Source organism: Pseudoxanthomonas daejeonensis (genome assembly GCF_022637495.1).
Taxonomy (GTDB): domain Bacteria; phylum Pseudomonadota; class Gammaproteobacteria; order Xanthomonadales; family Xanthomonadaceae; genus Pseudoxanthomonas; species Pseudoxanthomonas daejeonensis.
The window spans coordinates 2,671,963-2,688,298 of sequence record NZ_CP093331.1; the positions used below are offsets into that span (position 1 = coordinate 2,671,963).

Genomic DNA, 16,336 nt, shown 5'->3' on the forward strand with positions numbered 1-16,336 from the left:
ACCGATGAAGGCGTCCGCGGGCGCCGAGAGGAGGAGTGCGATGAGGGGACAGATGAAGCCGGTCCGGCTGGCGATGATCATGGTGGGGCTGCTGCCGCTTGCAGCGGTTGCGCAGACGGTCGAGCGTCAGGCTGATGGCGTGATCGTGCGCCTGGCCGATCCGAACGCCGCTGACGTGCGCGTGCAGCTGGTGAGCGACAGCATCGTGCGCGTCAGCGCCGACACCGACGGCGACTTCCAGCGTAGCCGCAGCCTGATGCGGGTGCCGGTCGAGGGCACGCCGAAATTCGAGGTCAGCCAGACTGCCGACGGGGTCCGCGTGACCGCGTCCGGCATCGCCGCCGAGGTGGCGCTGGCCGATGGCCGGGTCAGCTTCTTCGACGGCCAGGGCAAGCCTCTGGTGCAGGAAGTCGCAGGCGGGCGCAGCTTCACGCGGTTCGAGGTCGAGGGCCGCAAGCTCGAGAGCGTGCGCCAGCGCTTCGTGTCGCCCGACGACGAGTCCTTCTATGGCACCGGCCTGCACCAGCAGGGCTGGATGGACCTGAAGGGCCGCGACGTCGAACTGCTCCAGCACAACATCGACAACGCGATCCCGTTCGTCCAGTCCAGCCGCCATTACGGCATCCTCTGGGACAACAATTCGATCACCCGCTTCGGCGACCCACGCGGCCTGCGTCCGCTGGGCGAGACCCTGGTGCTGCGTGATGCCAAGGGCAAGCCCGGTGCGCTGACCGCGCGCTATTCCATCGACGGCAAGGAGAAGGTGTCCCGCCGCGAGAGCCAGATCAACTACCAGTACATCAAGGACCTCAAGGGCCTGCCGAAGGCCGGCTGGAATACCGCCCAGGGCGGACGCACGCAGGTGGTGTGGGAAGGCACGATCGAGGCGCAGACCGCCGGCCGCCACACCTTCTCGATGTACAACAGCGAGTACGCCAAGGTCTATGTCGACGGGAAACTCGTCATCGACCGCTGGCGGCAGAACTGGAATCCCTGGCACCACGAGTTCGCGCTGGACATGCAGCCCGGCGTCAAGCGCGACATCCGCGTGGAGTGGGACGCGATCGATCCCGCATACATCGCTCTGCTGCACCGCGACCCGCTGCCGGCGGCCGAGGCCAAGGACCTGTCGATCTGGTCCGAGGCCGGGCAGATGATCGACTACTACGTGGTCGCCGGCGACAACGGCGACGACCTGATCGCCGGCTACCGCCAGCTGACCGGCAAGGCGGTGATCCTGCCGAAGTGGTCGTACGGCTTCTGGCAGAGCCGCGAGCGCTACAAGACCCAGGCCGAGCTGACAGGCGCGCTGGACGAATACCGCCGCCGCAAGCTGCCGATCGACGCGATCGTGCTGGACTGGTCGTACTGGCCGCAGGATGCCTGGGGCTCGCACGATTTCGACAAGGACAACTTCCCCGATCCGGACGGCATGGTGAAGCACGTCCACGACCAGCACGCGCAGATCATGATCTCGGTGTGGCCCAAGTTCTATCCGACCACGGCCAACTACAAGGAACTCGACGCGGCCGGGCACATGTACCACCGCAACGTGGAAGTCGGCGAACTTGACTGGATCGGCAAGGGCTACCTCAATTCCTTCTACGACCCGTACTCGAAGGAGGCCCAGGACATCTTCTGGCGCCAGGTCAACGCCAAGCTCAACAGCCAGGGTTTCGATGCCTGGTGGCTGGATGCGTCCGAGCCGGACCTGCACAGCAACATCGACATCGGCGAGCGCAAGGCGCGGACTACGCCGACCGCGTTCGGTCCGTCGATCGAGTACTTCAATTCGTATCCGCTGGTGCATTCGGAAGGCGTGTACCGCGGTTCGCGCGAAGTCGAGCCGGACAAGCGCGTGTTCATCCTGTCGCGCGCGTTCTTCGCTGGCCAGCAGCGCGCCGCGTCCGCGTTCTGGAGCGGCGACATCGTGCCGCGCTGGGACGACATGCGCGAACAGATCTCCGGCCTGGTCAATGCTTCGATGGCCGGTGCGCCGAACGTGAGCTTCGACATCGGCGGCTTCTCGCCGGAGAAGCGCTACGAGACCCAGGATCCGGCGCACCTGGCCGAGTGGCGCGAGCTGAGCCTGCGCTGGTTCCAGTACGGCGCGTTCGTGCCGGTGTTCCGCCTGCACGGCCAGTTCCCGTATCGCGAGATCTGGGAGATCGCGCCGGAAGGCACGCCGCACTACGACAGCTTCGTCCACTACCTGAAGCTGCGCTATTCGATGCTGCCGTACATCTACACCCTGGCGGCCGACACCTGGCACAAGGACGGCACGATCCTGCGCACGATGTCGATGGATTTCCCGGATGACATGAAGGCCCGCGGCATCGCCGACCAGTACCTGTTCGGTCCGGCTTTCCTGGTCGCGCCGGTGGCGTCGTTCAAGTCCACCAGCCGCCCGGTGTACCTGCCGGCCGGCAGCAGCTGGATCGACTTCGAGACCGGCAAGCGCCACGAGGGCGGGCAGACCATCGAAGCCGCCGCGCCGCTGCAGCGCATGCCGCTGTTCGTGCGCGCCGGTTCGATCGTGCCGCGCACGGTGGTCCAGCAGTACGTCGACGAGCAGCCCTTGGCGCCGCTGACCATCGAGGTCTATACCGGTGCCGACGGCAGCTTCTCGCTGTACGAGGACGAAGGCCGCAACTACGGCTACGAGCGCGGCGAGTCCAGCCGCATCCCGCTCACCTGGAACGAGAAGGCCGGCGAGCTAGTGATCGGTGCGCGCCAGGGCACGTTCCCGGGCATGCAGCAGCAGCGCGAGATCCGGGTGCGCTGGGTCGATGGCCCGCGCGACGACGCCGGTGCGGTGGAGCCCAAGGCCGACCGCACGGTCCGCTACACGGGCAAGGCGGTGACGGTCCACCGTCCACGCGGGTGAGGTGCGGATGGACCTGACCCGGCGTGAACTGCTGAAGGCGACGGCGGCCGCGGCCGCCGTCGGAACCGGTGCGTTGGCGGGCGCGGGCTCTGCTGCCGCCATGGCCGCAGGCGCCCCCTGCGGCGCGCAGGCGAGCGCCGCGCAACAGCCCGCCTTCGTGGCGGGCAGCGCCGCCGAGCCGCTGCGGCTGTGGTACCGACGACCGGCCACGCAATGGGTCGAGGCGCTGCCCTTGGGCAACGGCCGCCTGGGCGCGATGGTCTGGGGCGGCGGCAAGTACGAGCGGCTGCAGCTCAACGAAGACACGCTGTACGCCGGTGGTCCCTACGACCCGACCCCATCGGACGCCCTGGCCGCGTTGCCGGAAGTGCGCCGGCTGCTGTTCGCCGGTCGCTATGCCGAGGCCGAGAAGCTGGCCAACGCGACGATGATGGGCCGGCCCAAGAAACAGATGCCGTACCAGCCGCTGGGCGACCTGCAGCTGGATTTCCTGGAAGTGTCCGACGTCAACGGCTACCGGCGCGAGCTGGACCTGGATCGCGCGCTGGCCACCAGCACGTTCGAGGCACGCGGGTTGCAGCACCTGCGTGAAGTGTTCGTCTCCCCGGTCGACCAGTGCGTGGCGGTCCGGCTGTCAGGCGACAAGAAGGGCCGGATCGGCCTGCGCATCGGCCTGGACTGCGACCACGTGGAATCGGAAGTGGTCGCCGATGGAGACGATGGCCTGCTGTTGCGCGGACGCAACGGCGATGCGTTCGGGATCGAGGGCCGGCTCCGCTTCGCCGCGAGGCTGCGCGTGTTGCCGTCCGGCGGGAAGATGCGCCGCCTGGGCGACCGGATCGAAGTTACGAGAGCCGACGAGGTTCTGCTGCTGCTGACTGGTGCCACCAGTTTCCGGCGCTTCGACGACATCGGTGGCGACCCCGAAGCGATCACGCGCACGCAGCTTGATGCGGCTGCCGGCAAGTCGTGGCAGCAACTGCTCGACGCGCACGTGGCCGAGCACCAGCGGCTGTTCCATCGCGTGGCGATCGATCTCGGTCGTGCATCCGAAGCGGTCGCGGAACTGCCCACCGACGAGCGTGTGGCGCGCTTCGCCGATGGCGGCGACCCGGCCTTGGCTGCGCTGTACCACCAGTTCGGGCGCTACCTGCTGGTCTGCTGTTCGCGGCCCGGCACGCAGCCGGCCAACCTGCAAGGCATCTGGAACGACCTGCTGTCCCCGCCGTGGGAGAGCAAGTACACGATCAACATCAATACCGAGATGAACTACTGGCCCAGCGAGGCCAACGCGCTGGGCGAATGCGTGGAGCCGCTGGAACGGATGGTGTTCGAGCTGGCCGATGCCGGCAGCGATACGGCACGGCGGATGTATGGCGCGCCGGGCTGGGTCGTGCACCACAACACCGACCTGTGGCGGCGGACCGCGCCGATCGACGGGGCCGAGTGGGGCCTGTGGCCGACCGGTGGGGCCTGGCTGCTGCAGCACCTTTGGGATCGCTGGGATTACGGTCGCGAGCCCGGCTACCTGGAAAAGGTCTGGCCGCTGTTCAAGGGCGCGGCCGAGTTCTTCGCCGCCACGCTGGTCGAGGATCCGGCCACCCGGGCGATGGTCACCGCCCCCTCGATCTCGCCGGAGAACGAGCATCCGTTCGGCGCCGCGCTGTGCGCCGGACCGTCGATGGATGCACAGCTGCTGCGTGACCTGTTCGGCCAGTGCATCGAGATCGCCGGCCTGCTGGGCGTGGACGCCGACCTGGCCGCCCGCCTGGCCGGCTTGCGCGAACGCCTGCCGCCGCATCGCATCGGTCGCGCCGGCCAGCTGCAGGAGTGGCAGCAGGACTGGGACATGGACGTGCCGGAGATCCACCACCGCCACGTCTCGCACCTGTACGCGCTGCACCCGTCCAGCCAGATCAATGTGCGCGATACCCCGGAACTGGCCGCCGCCGCGCGCCGCTCGCTGGAGATCCGCGGCGACGAGGCCACCGGCTGGGGCATCGGCTGGCGCCTGAACCTGTGGGCGCGGCTGGGCGATGGCGAACACGCGCACCAGGTGCTGGCGATGCTGCTCAGTCCCTCGCGCACCTATCCGAACCTGTTCGACGCCCACCCGCCGTTCCAGATCGACGGCAACTTCGGCGGCACCGCCGGGATCACCGAGATGCTGCTGCAGAGCTGGGGAGGAAGCGTGTTCCTGCTGCCCGCGCTGCCCAAGGCCTGGGCCGAAGGACGCGTCCGCGGCCTGCGCGTGCGGGGTGCGGCGAGCGTGGACCTGGCGTGGACGCAGGGTCAGCTTGGCCAGGCCCGCATCACCAGCGATCGCGGTGGCCGCTACCGCTTCGAACATCGCGGGCAGGCACTCGTACTGGAACTGGCGGTCGGCCAGTCGGCGATCCTCGAATGGCAGGCGGGCAGGCTGGTCCGTGCGTGATTCGCCGCGCGCGGGCAACCACACGGACGGGTATTGAATGATGCGCTGCGGCATGGCGGATGTGGCTGCAGAACACGTACGACAGCGCTGCCATTGAAGGTAAGCTGTGGCGCGCCGGTGATCGGTGCGGCATCGATGCAAAGGAGGGTCCGTGAGGGCGGACCCGTGTGCGTTGGCGACCCGCCCTGGCGGGTCGGCGGTTGAGCGGTCCGCGTGGCGGACCGTGGGGGAGGGCGTACCGGCCTGCCGGTGCGGAAGACCAATACGACGACAAGGGTTGAAATGAGCAGTCCATCCATCGCCGGCCAGACGGCCGCGCACAGCGGGGAAAACACCCGCTTCATCATCCTGATTGCCTGCGTGGCCACCATCGGCGGCTTCCTGTTCGGCTTCGACAGCGGCGTGATCAACGGTACCGTCGACGGCCTGCAGCAGGCCTTCGGCTCGAGCAAGGCGGCGCTCGGCTTCGAGGTTGCCTCGATGCTGCTGGGCTGCGCGATCGGTGCGTTCTTCGCCGGCCGCCTGGCCGACCGCTGGGGCCGGCGCAGCGTGCTGATCATCTCGGCGGTGCTGTTCCTGCTGTCGGCGATCGGCGCCGGCGCGGCGTCCAGCTCGCTGGTATTCATCGTCGCGCGCGTGCTCGGCGGTTTCGCCGTCGGCGCGGCCAGCGTGATGTCGCCGGCCTACATCGCCGAGGTGGCGCCGGCGCGCTACCGCGGCCGCCTGGCCACGGTGCAGCAGATCGCGATCATCTCCGGCCTGTTCGCCGCCTTCCTCAGCAACTACCTGCTGGCCAAGACCGCCGGCGCCTCCACCGAGGTGCTGTGGGGCGGGCATGCGGCGTGGCGCTGGATGTTCTGGATGATGGCGTTCCCGTCGGCGCTGTTCCTGGTGCTGCTGCTGGTGATCCCGGAGAGCCCGCGCTACCTGGTGGTCAAGCGGCGCAAGGACCAGGCGCTGGCCGTGCTGAGCAAGCTGTACGGCCCGGCCCAGGCCCAGACCACGCTGGCCGAGATCGACGCTTCGCTGTCGGCCGACCACCACCGTCCGCAGCTGTCGGACCTGATCAGCAAGGCCACCGGCAAGATCCGCCCGATCGTGTGGGTGGGCATTGGCCTGGCGACCTTCCAGCAGCTGGTCGGCATCAACGTGGTGTTCTACTACGGCGCGGTGCTGTGGCAGGCGGTGGGCTTCTCCGAAAACGACGCGCTGCTGATCAACGTGCTGTCCGGCGCGCTGAGCATCGGCGCGTGCCTGATCGCCCTGGTGCTGATCGACAAGGTCGGGCGCAAGCCGCTGCTGTGGGTCGGCTCGCTCGGCATGGCGATTTCGCTGGCGCTGGTGACCCTGGCATTCGCCAGCGGTTCGCTGGTCGACGGCCACCTGCAGCTGTCCGATGCGATGGGCATGCTGGCGCTGGTGGCGGCCAACATCTACGTGGTGTTCTTCAACATGTCCTGGGGCCCGGTCATGTGGGTGATGCTGGGCGAGATGTTCCCGAACCAGATCCGCGGCTCGGGCCTGGCGGTGGCCGGCGCGGCGCAGTGGACCTCGAACTTCGCCATCACCATGAGCTTCCCGATCCTGCTGGCCGGCATCGGCCTGGCGGCGACCTACAGCATCTACATGGTCGCGGCATTCCTGTCGGTGTTCTTCGTCCTGCGCTACGTGCACGAGACCAAGGGCAAGGAACTGGAACAGATGGAGGGCTGAGCCCCGACCCGGCCGGGCGGCGCCTGCCGCCCTGGCCGGACCAGGCAGCCGGGCGCCTTCACCGGCCCGGCCGCTGTCCCGGAAACGAAAAAGCCCCGCGATGCGGGGCTTTTTCATGTCCTTCGCCGGGCCGGATGGCGCTCCCTAGGGGACTCGAACCCCTGTTTTAGCCTTGAGAGGGCCACGTCCTAACCACTAGACGAAGGGAGCGTTGCGGGTGTCGCCGGCGAAGGCGCGCTAGTATATTCACGCGCCCGCCGGACGGCAATCCGGCCGGACCGATCCCGTTCACGGAAGCACGCCCATCAATCCGCATCTCCTCCCGCAGCCCGTCCTGCGCGCCATCCCGCGCGACCAGCACTCCATTTCCCGGCGGGACATCAGTCCCAACGCCCTTCGCGTGCTCTACCGGCTGCGCGAGGCCGGATTCGGCGCCTACCTGGTCGGCGGCGCCGTCCGCGACCTGCTGCTGGGCATGCATCCCAAGGATTTCGACGTGGCCACCGACGCCACGCCCGAGCAGGTCAAGGCGCTGTTCCGCAACTGCCGCCTGATCGGCCGCCGCTTCCGCCTGGCCCACGTGGTCTACGGCCGCGAGATCATCGAGGTCGCCACCTTCCGCGCCAACGTCGACGACGGCAGCGGCGACCGCGAGGTCGAGGACGGGCGCCTGGTCCGCGACAACGTGTACGGCACGATCGAGGACGACGCGGTCCGCCGCGACTTCACCTGCAATGCGCTGTACTACGCGATCGAGGACTTCTCGGTGCGCGATTACACCGGCGGCTTCGAGGACGTGCAGGCGAAGGTCATGCGCCTGATCGGCGACCCGGAAACCCGCTACCGCGAGGATCCGGTGCGCATGCTGCGCGCGGTCCGGCTCGCGGCCAAGCTCGACTTCGAGATCGAACCCGGCACCGCGGCGCCGATTCCCGTGCTCGCCCCGCTGCTCGGCGAGGCCGCGCCGGCCCGGCTGTTCGAGGAAATGCTGAAGATGTTCCTGTCCGGGCACGCGGTGGCCAGCTTCGAGCGGCTGGAAGCGCATGGCCTGCTTGGCGCCCTGCTGCCCGAAAGCGCCGCCGCACTGCGTTCGAACCGCACCGGCGCGCTGCGGCGCATGGTCCTGCAGGGGTTGGCCAATACCGACGCGCGCGTGGCCGCCGACGAGCCGGTCTCGCCGGCGTTCCTGTTCGCCCTGCTGCTGTGGCCGGCGTACTGCCGCGCGCTGGCCGGGTTGCAGGCGCAGGGCATGCACGCCGAGGAAGCGCAGCGTCGCGCCGCCGACCGGGTGACCCTGCACCAGGTGCAGACCATCGCGCTGCCCAAGCGCTTCTCGCTGCCGATGCAGGAGATCTGGCTGCTGCAGTCGCGTTTCGGCTCGCGCCAGCGCAAGCGGGTCTTCCGCCTGCTGGCGAACCCGCGCTTCCGCGCCGCGTACGACTTCCTGGTGTTGCGCCAGGCCGCTTCCGACTCGCACGCTGCCGACGTGGAATTCTGGACGCAGGCCCAGCTCAGCTCCGGCGACGAACTGTCGGCGAACCTCGAAGCGACGGGCGCAGCGGGCGAGGGCGATGACGCCCCCGCGCGCAAGCGCCGCCGTCGCCGTCGTCGCGGTCCGGCCCCCGCCGCGGGCGAATGAGCGCCCCGGTCCACGCCTGCATAGGCCTGGGCGCCAACCTCGGCCGGCCGGAGCTGACCCTGCGCAACGCCGCGGTCGCCCTGGGCGCGCTGCCGCAGAGCCGACTGGTGGCATTTTCGCGTCTGTACCGGACCCCGGCCTGGGGCCAGGTCGACCAGCCCGACTTCGTGAATGCCGCGGCGCTGGTCGAGACCGGCCTTACCCCCCTGGAGCTGCTGGACGCCCTGCTGGGGATCGAGCGAGAGGCCGGCCGCCAGCGCGATCCGGACGCGCGCTGGGGTCCGCGCGTGCTCGACCTGGACCTGCTGCTCTACGCCGGGCGGATGATCGACGAGCCGGGCCTGCGCGTGCCGCATCCGCACCTGCACGAGCGAGCCTTCGCCCTGGTGCCGCTGGCGGAGATCGCGCCGGCCGAGCCGTTCCCGGGGCACGGGACGGTCGGCGATGCCCTGCGCGGGGTCGATACCGCGGGCGTCGAGGCGATCGATGCTTCGGGAACGGACTGATCCGGCGATCGTTCCCGCCATGATCGCGTCCTCGCGCGGGCGGTGGGCGATAATGTCCCGCTTGGCGGACCGTACGCGCTCCGCGCGAATCCCCTGATGAGACCGCACCCGATGAGACTCGCCTGATGAGAGCCGCCCGATGAGCGTCCATGCCGAGCAGAAGCCCTGGACCGTGCCCGCGCTGGCCGAGGCCAAGCGCCAGGGCCGCCGCCTGGCCATGCTGACCGCCTACGACGCCGGTTTCGCCCGGGTCATGGACCGCGAAGGCATCGACCTGGTCCTGGTCGGCGATTCGCTGGGCATGGTGGTCCAGGGCCACGACTCGACCCTGCCGGTGACCGTGGCCGACATGGCCTACCACACCGCCGCGGTGGCGCGGGTGCTGAAGCAGGCCCTGCTGGTATCGGACCTGCCGTTCCAGTCCGACGCGACCCCCGAGCGCGCGCTCGACGCTTCGGTCGTGCTGCTCCAGGCCGGCGCGCAGATGGTCAAGCTGGAGGGTGCCGGGCACAAGCTCGACGTCGTCCGCTTCCTGGCCGCGCGCGATATTCCGGTCTGTTCCCACCTGGGACTGACCCCGCAGTCGGTGCTCAAGCTCGGCGGGTTCAGGGTCCAGGGCCGCGAAGCACAGGCGGCCGCGCAACTGCTGGCCGATGCGCAGGCTACCGTCGAGGCGGGTGCATCCCTGCTGGTGCTGGAATGCGTGCCGACGCCGCTGGCGCAGAAGATCACCGCCGCCGTTTCCGTGCCGACCATCGGCATCGGCGCAGGCCCGCACTGCGACGGCCAAGTACTGGTGATGCACGATTTCCTCGGCCTGGACAGCGGCCACCGCCGGCCGCGGTTCGTGAAGGATTTCCTCGCAGAGGGCGGTTCTGTGGCCGGCGCGGTGCGCGCCTATGCCGCAGCGGTCCGCGATGGCAGCTATCCCGACGCCGAACACGCCTACGCCTGATCGCGTCCTTCTTCGAGCACGAGCAATGATCGAAACCATCACCGAACTGGACGCCCTGCGCGAGCGCGTGCGCGGCTGGAAGCGCGAGGGCCTGCGCGTCGGCTTCGTGCCGACCATGGGCAACCTGCATGCCGGCCACTACTCGCTGGTGATGCTCGCGCGGCAGTACGCCGACCGCGTCGTGTCCAGCGTGTTCGTCAATCCGACCCAGTTCGGCCCCAACGAGGACTTCACCCGCTACCCGCGCACCCCCGACGCCGATACGGCTGGACTGGAAGGCGCCGGTTGCGACGTGCTGTGGCTGCCGACGGTCGAGTCGATGTATCCGTTCGGCGTGGAGCTGGCCTCGCGGGTCCGCGTGCCCGGGGTGAGTTCGGTGCTGGAAGGCGAATGCCGGCCGGGGCATTTCGATGGCGTTTGCACGGTGGTCAGCCGCCTGTTCAACCAGGTGCTTCCCGATGTCGCCGCCTTCGGCAAGAAGGACTACCAGCAGCTGGCCGTGATCCGGCAGCTGGTCGCCGACCTGCAGTTCCCGATCGGGATCCTCGGCGGCGGCATCGTCCGCGAGGCCGATGGCCTGGCGATGAGTTCGCGCAACCAGTACCTGGATGCCGACCAGCGTCCGCGCGCGGCGACGATCCATCGCGTGCTGCGCGACATGCGCGATGCGTGCCTGGCCGGTGCACCGCGTACGGTGGTTGAAGCGCAGGCCGGCGCGCAGTTGCGCGGCGCCGGCTTCGTGGTCGACTACGCCGCGTTGCGCCTGCCCGACCTGGGCGAACCGGTCGATGGCATGCACGGTCCGCGCGTGGCCCTGGTCGCCGCCCGGCTGGGCACGACGCGCCTGATCGACAACATCGAATTCTGATTCCGCATGGCAGGCGGCGGTGCGGCCCGTGCCGCCCGATGCGCGCCACCGTTTCGCGTGCAACGGCCAAGCGCCGCGCATGCGCCTCCGCACGGCGTTTCCGTCGCATCGACGGCGCCTGCATTGCTACCATCCACGACGAAGAGTTGAAGACCCGATGCACCTGACCCTGCTCAAAGCCAAGATCCACCGCGCCACCGTCACCCACTCGGAACTGAATTACGAGGGTTCCGTGGCGATCGACGGCCTGCTGCTCGACGCGACCGGCATCCGCGAATTCGAGCAGGTGCACGTGTGGGACGTCACCAACGGAAGCCGCTTCACCACCTACGCCATCCGTGCCGACGAAGGCAGCGGGATCATCTCGCTCAACGGCGGCGCCGCGCGCCACGTGCAGGTGGGCGACCTGGTGATCATCGCCGCGTTCGCGCAACTGGATGCGGATGAAGCGGCGACCTTCCAGCCGGACCTGGTCTACGTGGACGCCGGCAATCGCATCACCCACACCAACCATTCGATCCCCAAGCAGGCCGCCTGATGACCGTTTCCGCTCCTGGTTTCCAGCTTCTCCAGTCCCATGCCGCGCGCCTGTCCGGCGCCAGTATTCCCGGGCTGCTGGACAGCGAGCCGGAGCGGATCGGCACGCAGGCGCTGCAGGTCGGTCCGCTGTACGCGACCTTCGCCCGCCAGCGCTATGACGCGCAGGCCTGGGAAGCATTGCTGCAGCTGGGCCGCGAGCGCGACCTGGCCGGCGCATTCCGGCGCCTGTTCGACGGCGAGAAGATCAACGTCACCGAAGACCGCGCGGTCCTGCACACGGCGCTGCGCGGCGACGTGTCGACGGCGCCGGCCGCGCGGGAGGCCTTCCGCACCGCTGCCGAAGTGCGCCAGCGCATGCGTGGACTCATCGAGGCACTGGAGGCGACCGACGTCACCGACATCGTCAGCGTCGGCATCGGCGGTTCGGACCTGGGCCCTCGGCTGGTGGTCGATGCGCTGCGCGGCCCGTTGCCGGGCCGCTTCCGCGTGCACTTCATCTCCAATGTCGATGGCGCCGCCGCGCAGCGCGTGCTGGCGCCACTGGACCCCAGGCGCACCGCCGCGGTCTTCATCTCCAAGACGTTCGGTACGCAGGAAACGCTGCTCAATGGCGCGATCGTCCGCGACTGGCTCGGTGGCAGTGAACGCATCTACGCGGTGAGCGCCAATCCCGAACGCGCCGCGGTCGCGTTCGATATCGCCGCCGAACGCGTGCTGCCGATGTGGGACTGGGTGGGTGGGCGTTACTCGCTGTGGTCGGCGGTCGGTTTCCCGATCGCGTTGGCGATCGGCTTCAAGGGCTTCGAGCAGCTGCTGGAGGGCGCCGCGCAGTTCGACCGTCATGCGCTCGAAGCGCCGCTGGAGTCCAACCTGGCCGTGCGCCATGGCCTGGCCGCGGTCTGGAATCGCAACGCCCTGGGCTTGGCCTCGCAGGCGGTGATGACCTACGACCAGCGCCTGGCGCTGCTGCCGGCCTATCTGCAGCAGCTGGTGATGGAGTCGCTGGGCAAGCGCGTGCAGCTCGACGGCAGCCCGGTCGCCGCCGATACCGTGCCGGTGTGGTGGGGCGGGGCGGGCACCGACGTGCAGCACAGCTTCTTCCAGGCGCTGCACCAGGGCACCGGAATCGTGCCTGCCGATTTCATCGGCACGGTGCACAACGACGATCCCTATGCCGCCAACCACGAGGCGCTGCTGTCCAACCTGCTGGCGCAGACCGAAGCGCTAGCCAACGGCCAGGCCAGCGATGATCCGCATCGCGCCTATCCGGGCGGGCGGCCGAGTACCACGATCCTGCTCGATGCGCTGACCCCGCAGTCGCTGGGCGCGTTGCTGGCAATGTACGAGCACAGCGTTTACGTGCAGTCGGTGGTGTGGGGCATCAACGCGTTCGACCAGTTCGGCGTCGAACTGGGCAAGCAGGTCGCCAGTACGCTGCTGCCGGCGCTGCGTGGGGAATCAAAGGCCTCCGATCCGGTCACCGCGGAACTGATCCAGCGCCTGCGGGGTTGATCTGGCGCCATCGTCGCGGTTTCCCCGCGGCGATGGAGCAGGTCGTGCAGGCGTCACCGGCCAGGGCTCGCCGGGACGGGCGGCTCAGACATCCAGCCGCTGCGGATGGCTGTAGATGACCTGGCGTCCAGGGCGCACGAAGCCCGCAAGTGTCAGCCCGCAGGCGCGGGCCAGGTCCACGGCCAACGCGGTGGGTGCCGATACCGCCGCCAGTACGCCCACGCCCAGCCGCGCGGCCTTGGTGACCATTTCGTAACTGGCCCGGCTGCTGACCAGGACGAAGCCTGCGCGCAGGTCCACGCCTTCGCGCACCAGCGAGCCGAGCAGTTTGTCGAGCGCGTTGTGGCGACCCACGTCCTCGCGCACGCGCAGGATCCGTCCGTCGGTCGAGGCCCATGCCGCCGCGTGCATTGCGCCGGTGCTCGCGTTGAGCGGCTGGAAGTCTTCCAGCGCCATGCAGGCGCGCTGCAGCGCGTCGCTGTCGAGCAGGGGGCCGTCGGACACCCGGGCCGGGACCTGCAGCACTTCTTCGAGCCGGCGGCTTCCGCACAGTCCGCAGCCGCTGCGGCCGGGCAGCAGGCGTGCATCGCCCGGTTCCGGCGGCGAGGCCGACGGCGCGTCGATGTCGACGACGAAGCCCTCCAGCCGCGCCTGCACGTCAACGCCATCGATCCGATCGGCGCCGTCGACGCGGCCCTCGCTCAGCGAGAAGCCCCACGCGAAATCCTCGAGGTCGACCGGCGTGGCCATCATCACGGCGAACGGTTCGCCGTTGTAGCGCACTTCCACCGGAGCTTCCTCTGCGAGCCAGTCTTCTGCGCGCCCGTCCGTGGTGCGCCCGCCGTCGTCCCGGCCGTGGACGGTGACCGTGCGCCGCCCGCGGCCGGCTTGCGGGTCAGGCGGCATCGTCTTGCCTGTCCACGGATGCCGACAGGCGCACCGGCACCGACTTGTAGCCGGGCGTCCCGGAGCGCGGATCGTGGTCGTCCAGACCGATGAGCGTGTTGCCCTCGGGGTAGTACATCGCCACCGAGCCACGTGCGATGTCGAAAGCCACGGCCTTCAGGCGGCGGATGACGCGCCCGGTCGGCAGCCCGTCTTCGCGATGTGCTTCGACGTCGACATACGCATCGGCGGCCAGGCCCAGCACGGCAAGGTCGGCGGGGTTCACGAACAGCACGTCGCGCCCGCCCTTGATCCCGCGATAGCGGTCGTCGAGGCCGTAGATGGTGGTGTTGTACTGGTCGTGCGAGCGCACCGTGGCGAGGGTGAGCAGGTCGGGACCGCTCACGGGGTCCTCGTCCAGGCCCGGCGCGACCAGGAACCGCGCCTTGCCGTCGGGCGTGTTCCAGCGCCGCAGCGCCGCGGCGTTCTCCAGGTGGAAACCACCCGGCTCGCGGATCTTCGTGTTGTAGCCGGCGAAGATCGGAAACACCGACTCGATGCCGTCGCGGATCCGGTCGTAGTCGGCGACCATGCCCTCCCAGTCGACCTTCGACGCCGGCAGCGTGGCCCGCGCCAGCATGGCCACGATGGCCGGCTCCGAGCGCAACTGCGGCGAGGCCGGTTTGAGCCGGCCCTGCGAGGCATGCACCATCGACATCGAATCCTCCACCGTCACCGATTGCGGGCCCGAGGCCTGCACGTCCAGCTCGGTGCGGCCCAGGCAGGGCAGCAGGAACATCTGCCTGGCCGGGATCAGGTGCGAGCGATTGGTCTTGGTCGCGATGTGCACTGCAAGATCGAGCGTGCGCAGCGCGGCGAAGGTGGCCTGCGGATCGGGCATGGCGACGGCCAGGTTGCCGCCAAGGCTGAGCAGTGCCTTGGAGCGGCCTCCAGCGATCGCCTTGATTGCCGCGACCGCATCGTGGCCATGCGTGGCCGGCGGCTCGAAGCCATAGGTGCGGCGGATGCCATCCAGCAGCGCGGCATTGGGTTTCTCGGTAATGCCGACCGTGCGGTCGCCCTGCACGTTGGAATGGCCACGCAGCGGGCAGATGCCGGCGCCGCGTCGGCCGATATTGCCGCGCAACAGCAGCAAGTTCATCAGCTGCTGCACGTTCTGCGTGCCGTGGCGATGCTGGGTGATGCCCATCCCGTAACACAGGATCACGCGTTCGGCCTTGGCGTAAATCCCTGCGGCGGCGGCGATCTCTTCGCGGGTCAGTCCCGACTTGCGCTCGATGCTCGACCACGAGGTCGCAGACAGGTCGTCTGCAAGGGCCTGGAATCCGCGCGTGTGCTCTTCGATGAAGGCGCGGTCCAGCAGTCCTTCGCCGCCCGCCGCCAGGTCGTCCGCGTCGGCGTCCAGCAGCCACTTCATCATGCCCTTGAGCACGGCCACGTCGCCGCCAATGCGCGGCTTGAAATAGGTCGAGGCGATCCGCACCGAACGCCCGGTCAGCATCTCCGCGGGATCCTGCGGCGAGGTGAAGCGTTCCAGGCCGCGCTCGGGCATGGGGTTGAGGACCACGATCGGCGCGCCGCGCAGCGATACTTCGCGCAGCGTGGAGAGCATGCGCGGATGGTTGGTGCCCGGGTTGTGGCCGACGCAGAACACCGCGTCGGCGTGTTCGAAATCCTCCAGCTGCACGGTCCCCTTGCCGACGCCGATCGCTTCGGGCAAGCCCACGCTGCTGGCCTCGTGGCACATGTTCGAGCAGTCGGGGAAGTTGTTGCAGCCGTACTCGCGCACGAACAGCTGGTACAGGAAGGCAGCCTCGTTGGAGGCGCGGCCGGAGGTGTAGAACTCGGCCATCGCCGGGTCGGGCAGGGCGCGCAGCGCAGTACCAATGCGCGTGGCCGCCTCTTCCCAGGACACCGGCACGTACCGGTCCTGCATGGGGTCGTAGGCCATCGGGTGGGTGATGCGGCCGGCGTCTTCCAGCGCGTGGTCGTTCCACTCCCACATTTCGGCCAGGGTGTGCGCGGCGAAGAAGTCCGGCGTCGCGCGCTTGGAGGTCGCCTCCCACGAAACCGCCTTGGCGCCGTTCTCGCAGAACTCGAAGGAAGAGGTGTGGCGCGGATCGGGCCAGGCACAGCCGGGGCAATCGAACCCGGCCGGCTGGTTCACCCGCGGCAGCGCTTCGGCCGAGCGCGCCACCGCCATCTGCCCGCGGATCGCGCGGGCCACGGCGCGCAGCGAACCCCAGCCCCCGGCAGGCGTGTCGTCCGGTTCGAAGGATGCTTCGCCCGATGCACCGTGCCCGGATTCGTCGGAAGGCTTGCCCATGGCGCCGGCCTCGCGTTATCGAAGGTCAATCATAGGCGCGTCGCGCGATG

Annotated in this window: 10 protein-coding genes, 1 tRNA gene and 1 pseudogene; 9 read left to right on the top strand and 3 right to left on the bottom strand. The window is 69.2% G+C overall.

Annotation, left to right across the window (positions count from 1 at the left end):
- Positions 1-40: 40 nt before the first annotated feature.
- The 3 genes from MNQ95_RS11950 to MNQ95_RS11960 all read left to right on the top strand — a co-directional run bounded on the left by MNQ95_RS11950 (position 41) and on the right by MNQ95_RS11960 (position 7,034).
- Positions 41-2,887, top strand: a complete 2,847-nt coding sequence (locus tag MNQ95_RS11950) for a TIM-barrel domain-containing protein (protein WP_241953006.1) — start codon at positions 41-43, stop codon at positions 2,885-2,887.
- A 7-nt stretch (positions 2,888-2,894) separates the two neighbouring features.
- Complete coding sequence (locus MNQ95_RS11955; protein WP_241953007.1) at positions 2,895-5,321, top strand: glycoside hydrolase family 95 protein; 2,427 nt, start codon at positions 2,895-2,897, stop codon at positions 5,319-5,321.
- 282 nt (positions 5,322-5,603) lie between these two features.
- Complete coding sequence (locus tag MNQ95_RS11960; RefSeq protein ID WP_162410655.1) at positions 5,604-7,034, top strand: sugar porter family MFS transporter; 1,431 nt, start codon at positions 5,604-5,606, stop codon at positions 7,032-7,034.
- Positions 7,035-7,169: 135 nt separating this feature from the next.
- Here MNQ95_RS11960 and MNQ95_RS11965 read toward each other — a convergent pair.
- Positions 7,170-7,244: transfer RNA gene (locus MNQ95_RS11965), tRNA-Glu, on the bottom strand.
- A 124-nt stretch (positions 7,245-7,368) separates the two neighbouring features.
- Here MNQ95_RS11965 and pcnB point away from each other — a divergent pair.
- The 6 genes and pseudogenes from pcnB to pgi form a co-directional block, all read left to right on the top strand.
- Positions 7,369-8,673: pseudogene (gene pcnB / locus MNQ95_RS11970) on the top strand (polynucleotide adenylyltransferase PcnB); the annotation flags it as partial.
- Positions 8,670-9,179 (top strand): 2-amino-4-hydroxy-6-hydroxymethyldihydropteridine diphosphokinase, encoded by a 510-nt coding sequence (gene folK / locus MNQ95_RS11975; RefSeq protein WP_241953008.1) that lies wholly within the window; start codon positions 8,670-8,672, stop codon positions 9,177-9,179. The pseudogene pcnB and the gene folK, both read left to right, overlap by 4 nt.
- A gap of 139 nt (positions 9,180-9,318) precedes the next feature.
- Positions 9,319-10,134 (top strand): 3-methyl-2-oxobutanoate hydroxymethyltransferase, encoded by an 816-nt coding sequence (panB, locus tag MNQ95_RS11980; RefSeq protein WP_241953009.1) that lies wholly within the window; start codon positions 9,319-9,321, stop codon positions 10,132-10,134.
- 25 nt (positions 10,135-10,159) lie between these two features.
- Entirely contained in the window at positions 10,160-11,002 is an 843-nt protein-coding gene (gene panC, locus MNQ95_RS11985; protein ID WP_241953010.1) for a pantoate--beta-alanine ligase, read from the top strand.
- Positions 11,003-11,159: 157 nt separating this feature from the next.
- Positions 11,160-11,540, top strand: a complete 381-nt coding sequence (gene panD, locus MNQ95_RS11990) for an aspartate 1-decarboxylase (RefSeq protein ID WP_241953011.1) — start codon at positions 11,160-11,162, stop codon at positions 11,538-11,540.
- On the top strand, positions 11,540-13,054 hold the full coding sequence (gene pgi, locus MNQ95_RS11995; protein WP_241953012.1) for a glucose-6-phosphate isomerase: 1,515 nt from the start codon (positions 11,540-11,542) through the stop codon (positions 13,052-13,054). The genes panD and pgi overlap by 1 nt, the downstream gene beginning before the upstream one ends.
- An 84-nt stretch (positions 13,055-13,138) precedes the next feature.
- On the opposite strand, the gene fdhD is transcribed toward pgi, so the two are convergent.
- The gene (fdhD, locus tag MNQ95_RS12000; protein ID WP_241953013.1) at positions 13,139-13,960 is read right to left on the bottom strand and encodes a formate dehydrogenase accessory sulfurtransferase FdhD; all 822 of its coding nucleotides are present in this window, start codon (positions 13,958-13,960) and stop codon (positions 13,139-13,141) included.
- Positions 13,950-16,286: an FdhF/YdeP family oxidoreductase gene (locus MNQ95_RS12005; protein WP_241953014.1), complete on the bottom strand. Its 2,337-nt coding sequence runs from the start codon at positions 16,284-16,286 to the stop codon at positions 13,950-13,952. The genes fdhD and MNQ95_RS12005 overlap by 11 nt, the downstream gene beginning before the upstream one ends.
- Between the last annotated feature and the right edge of the window lie 50 nt (positions 16,287-16,336).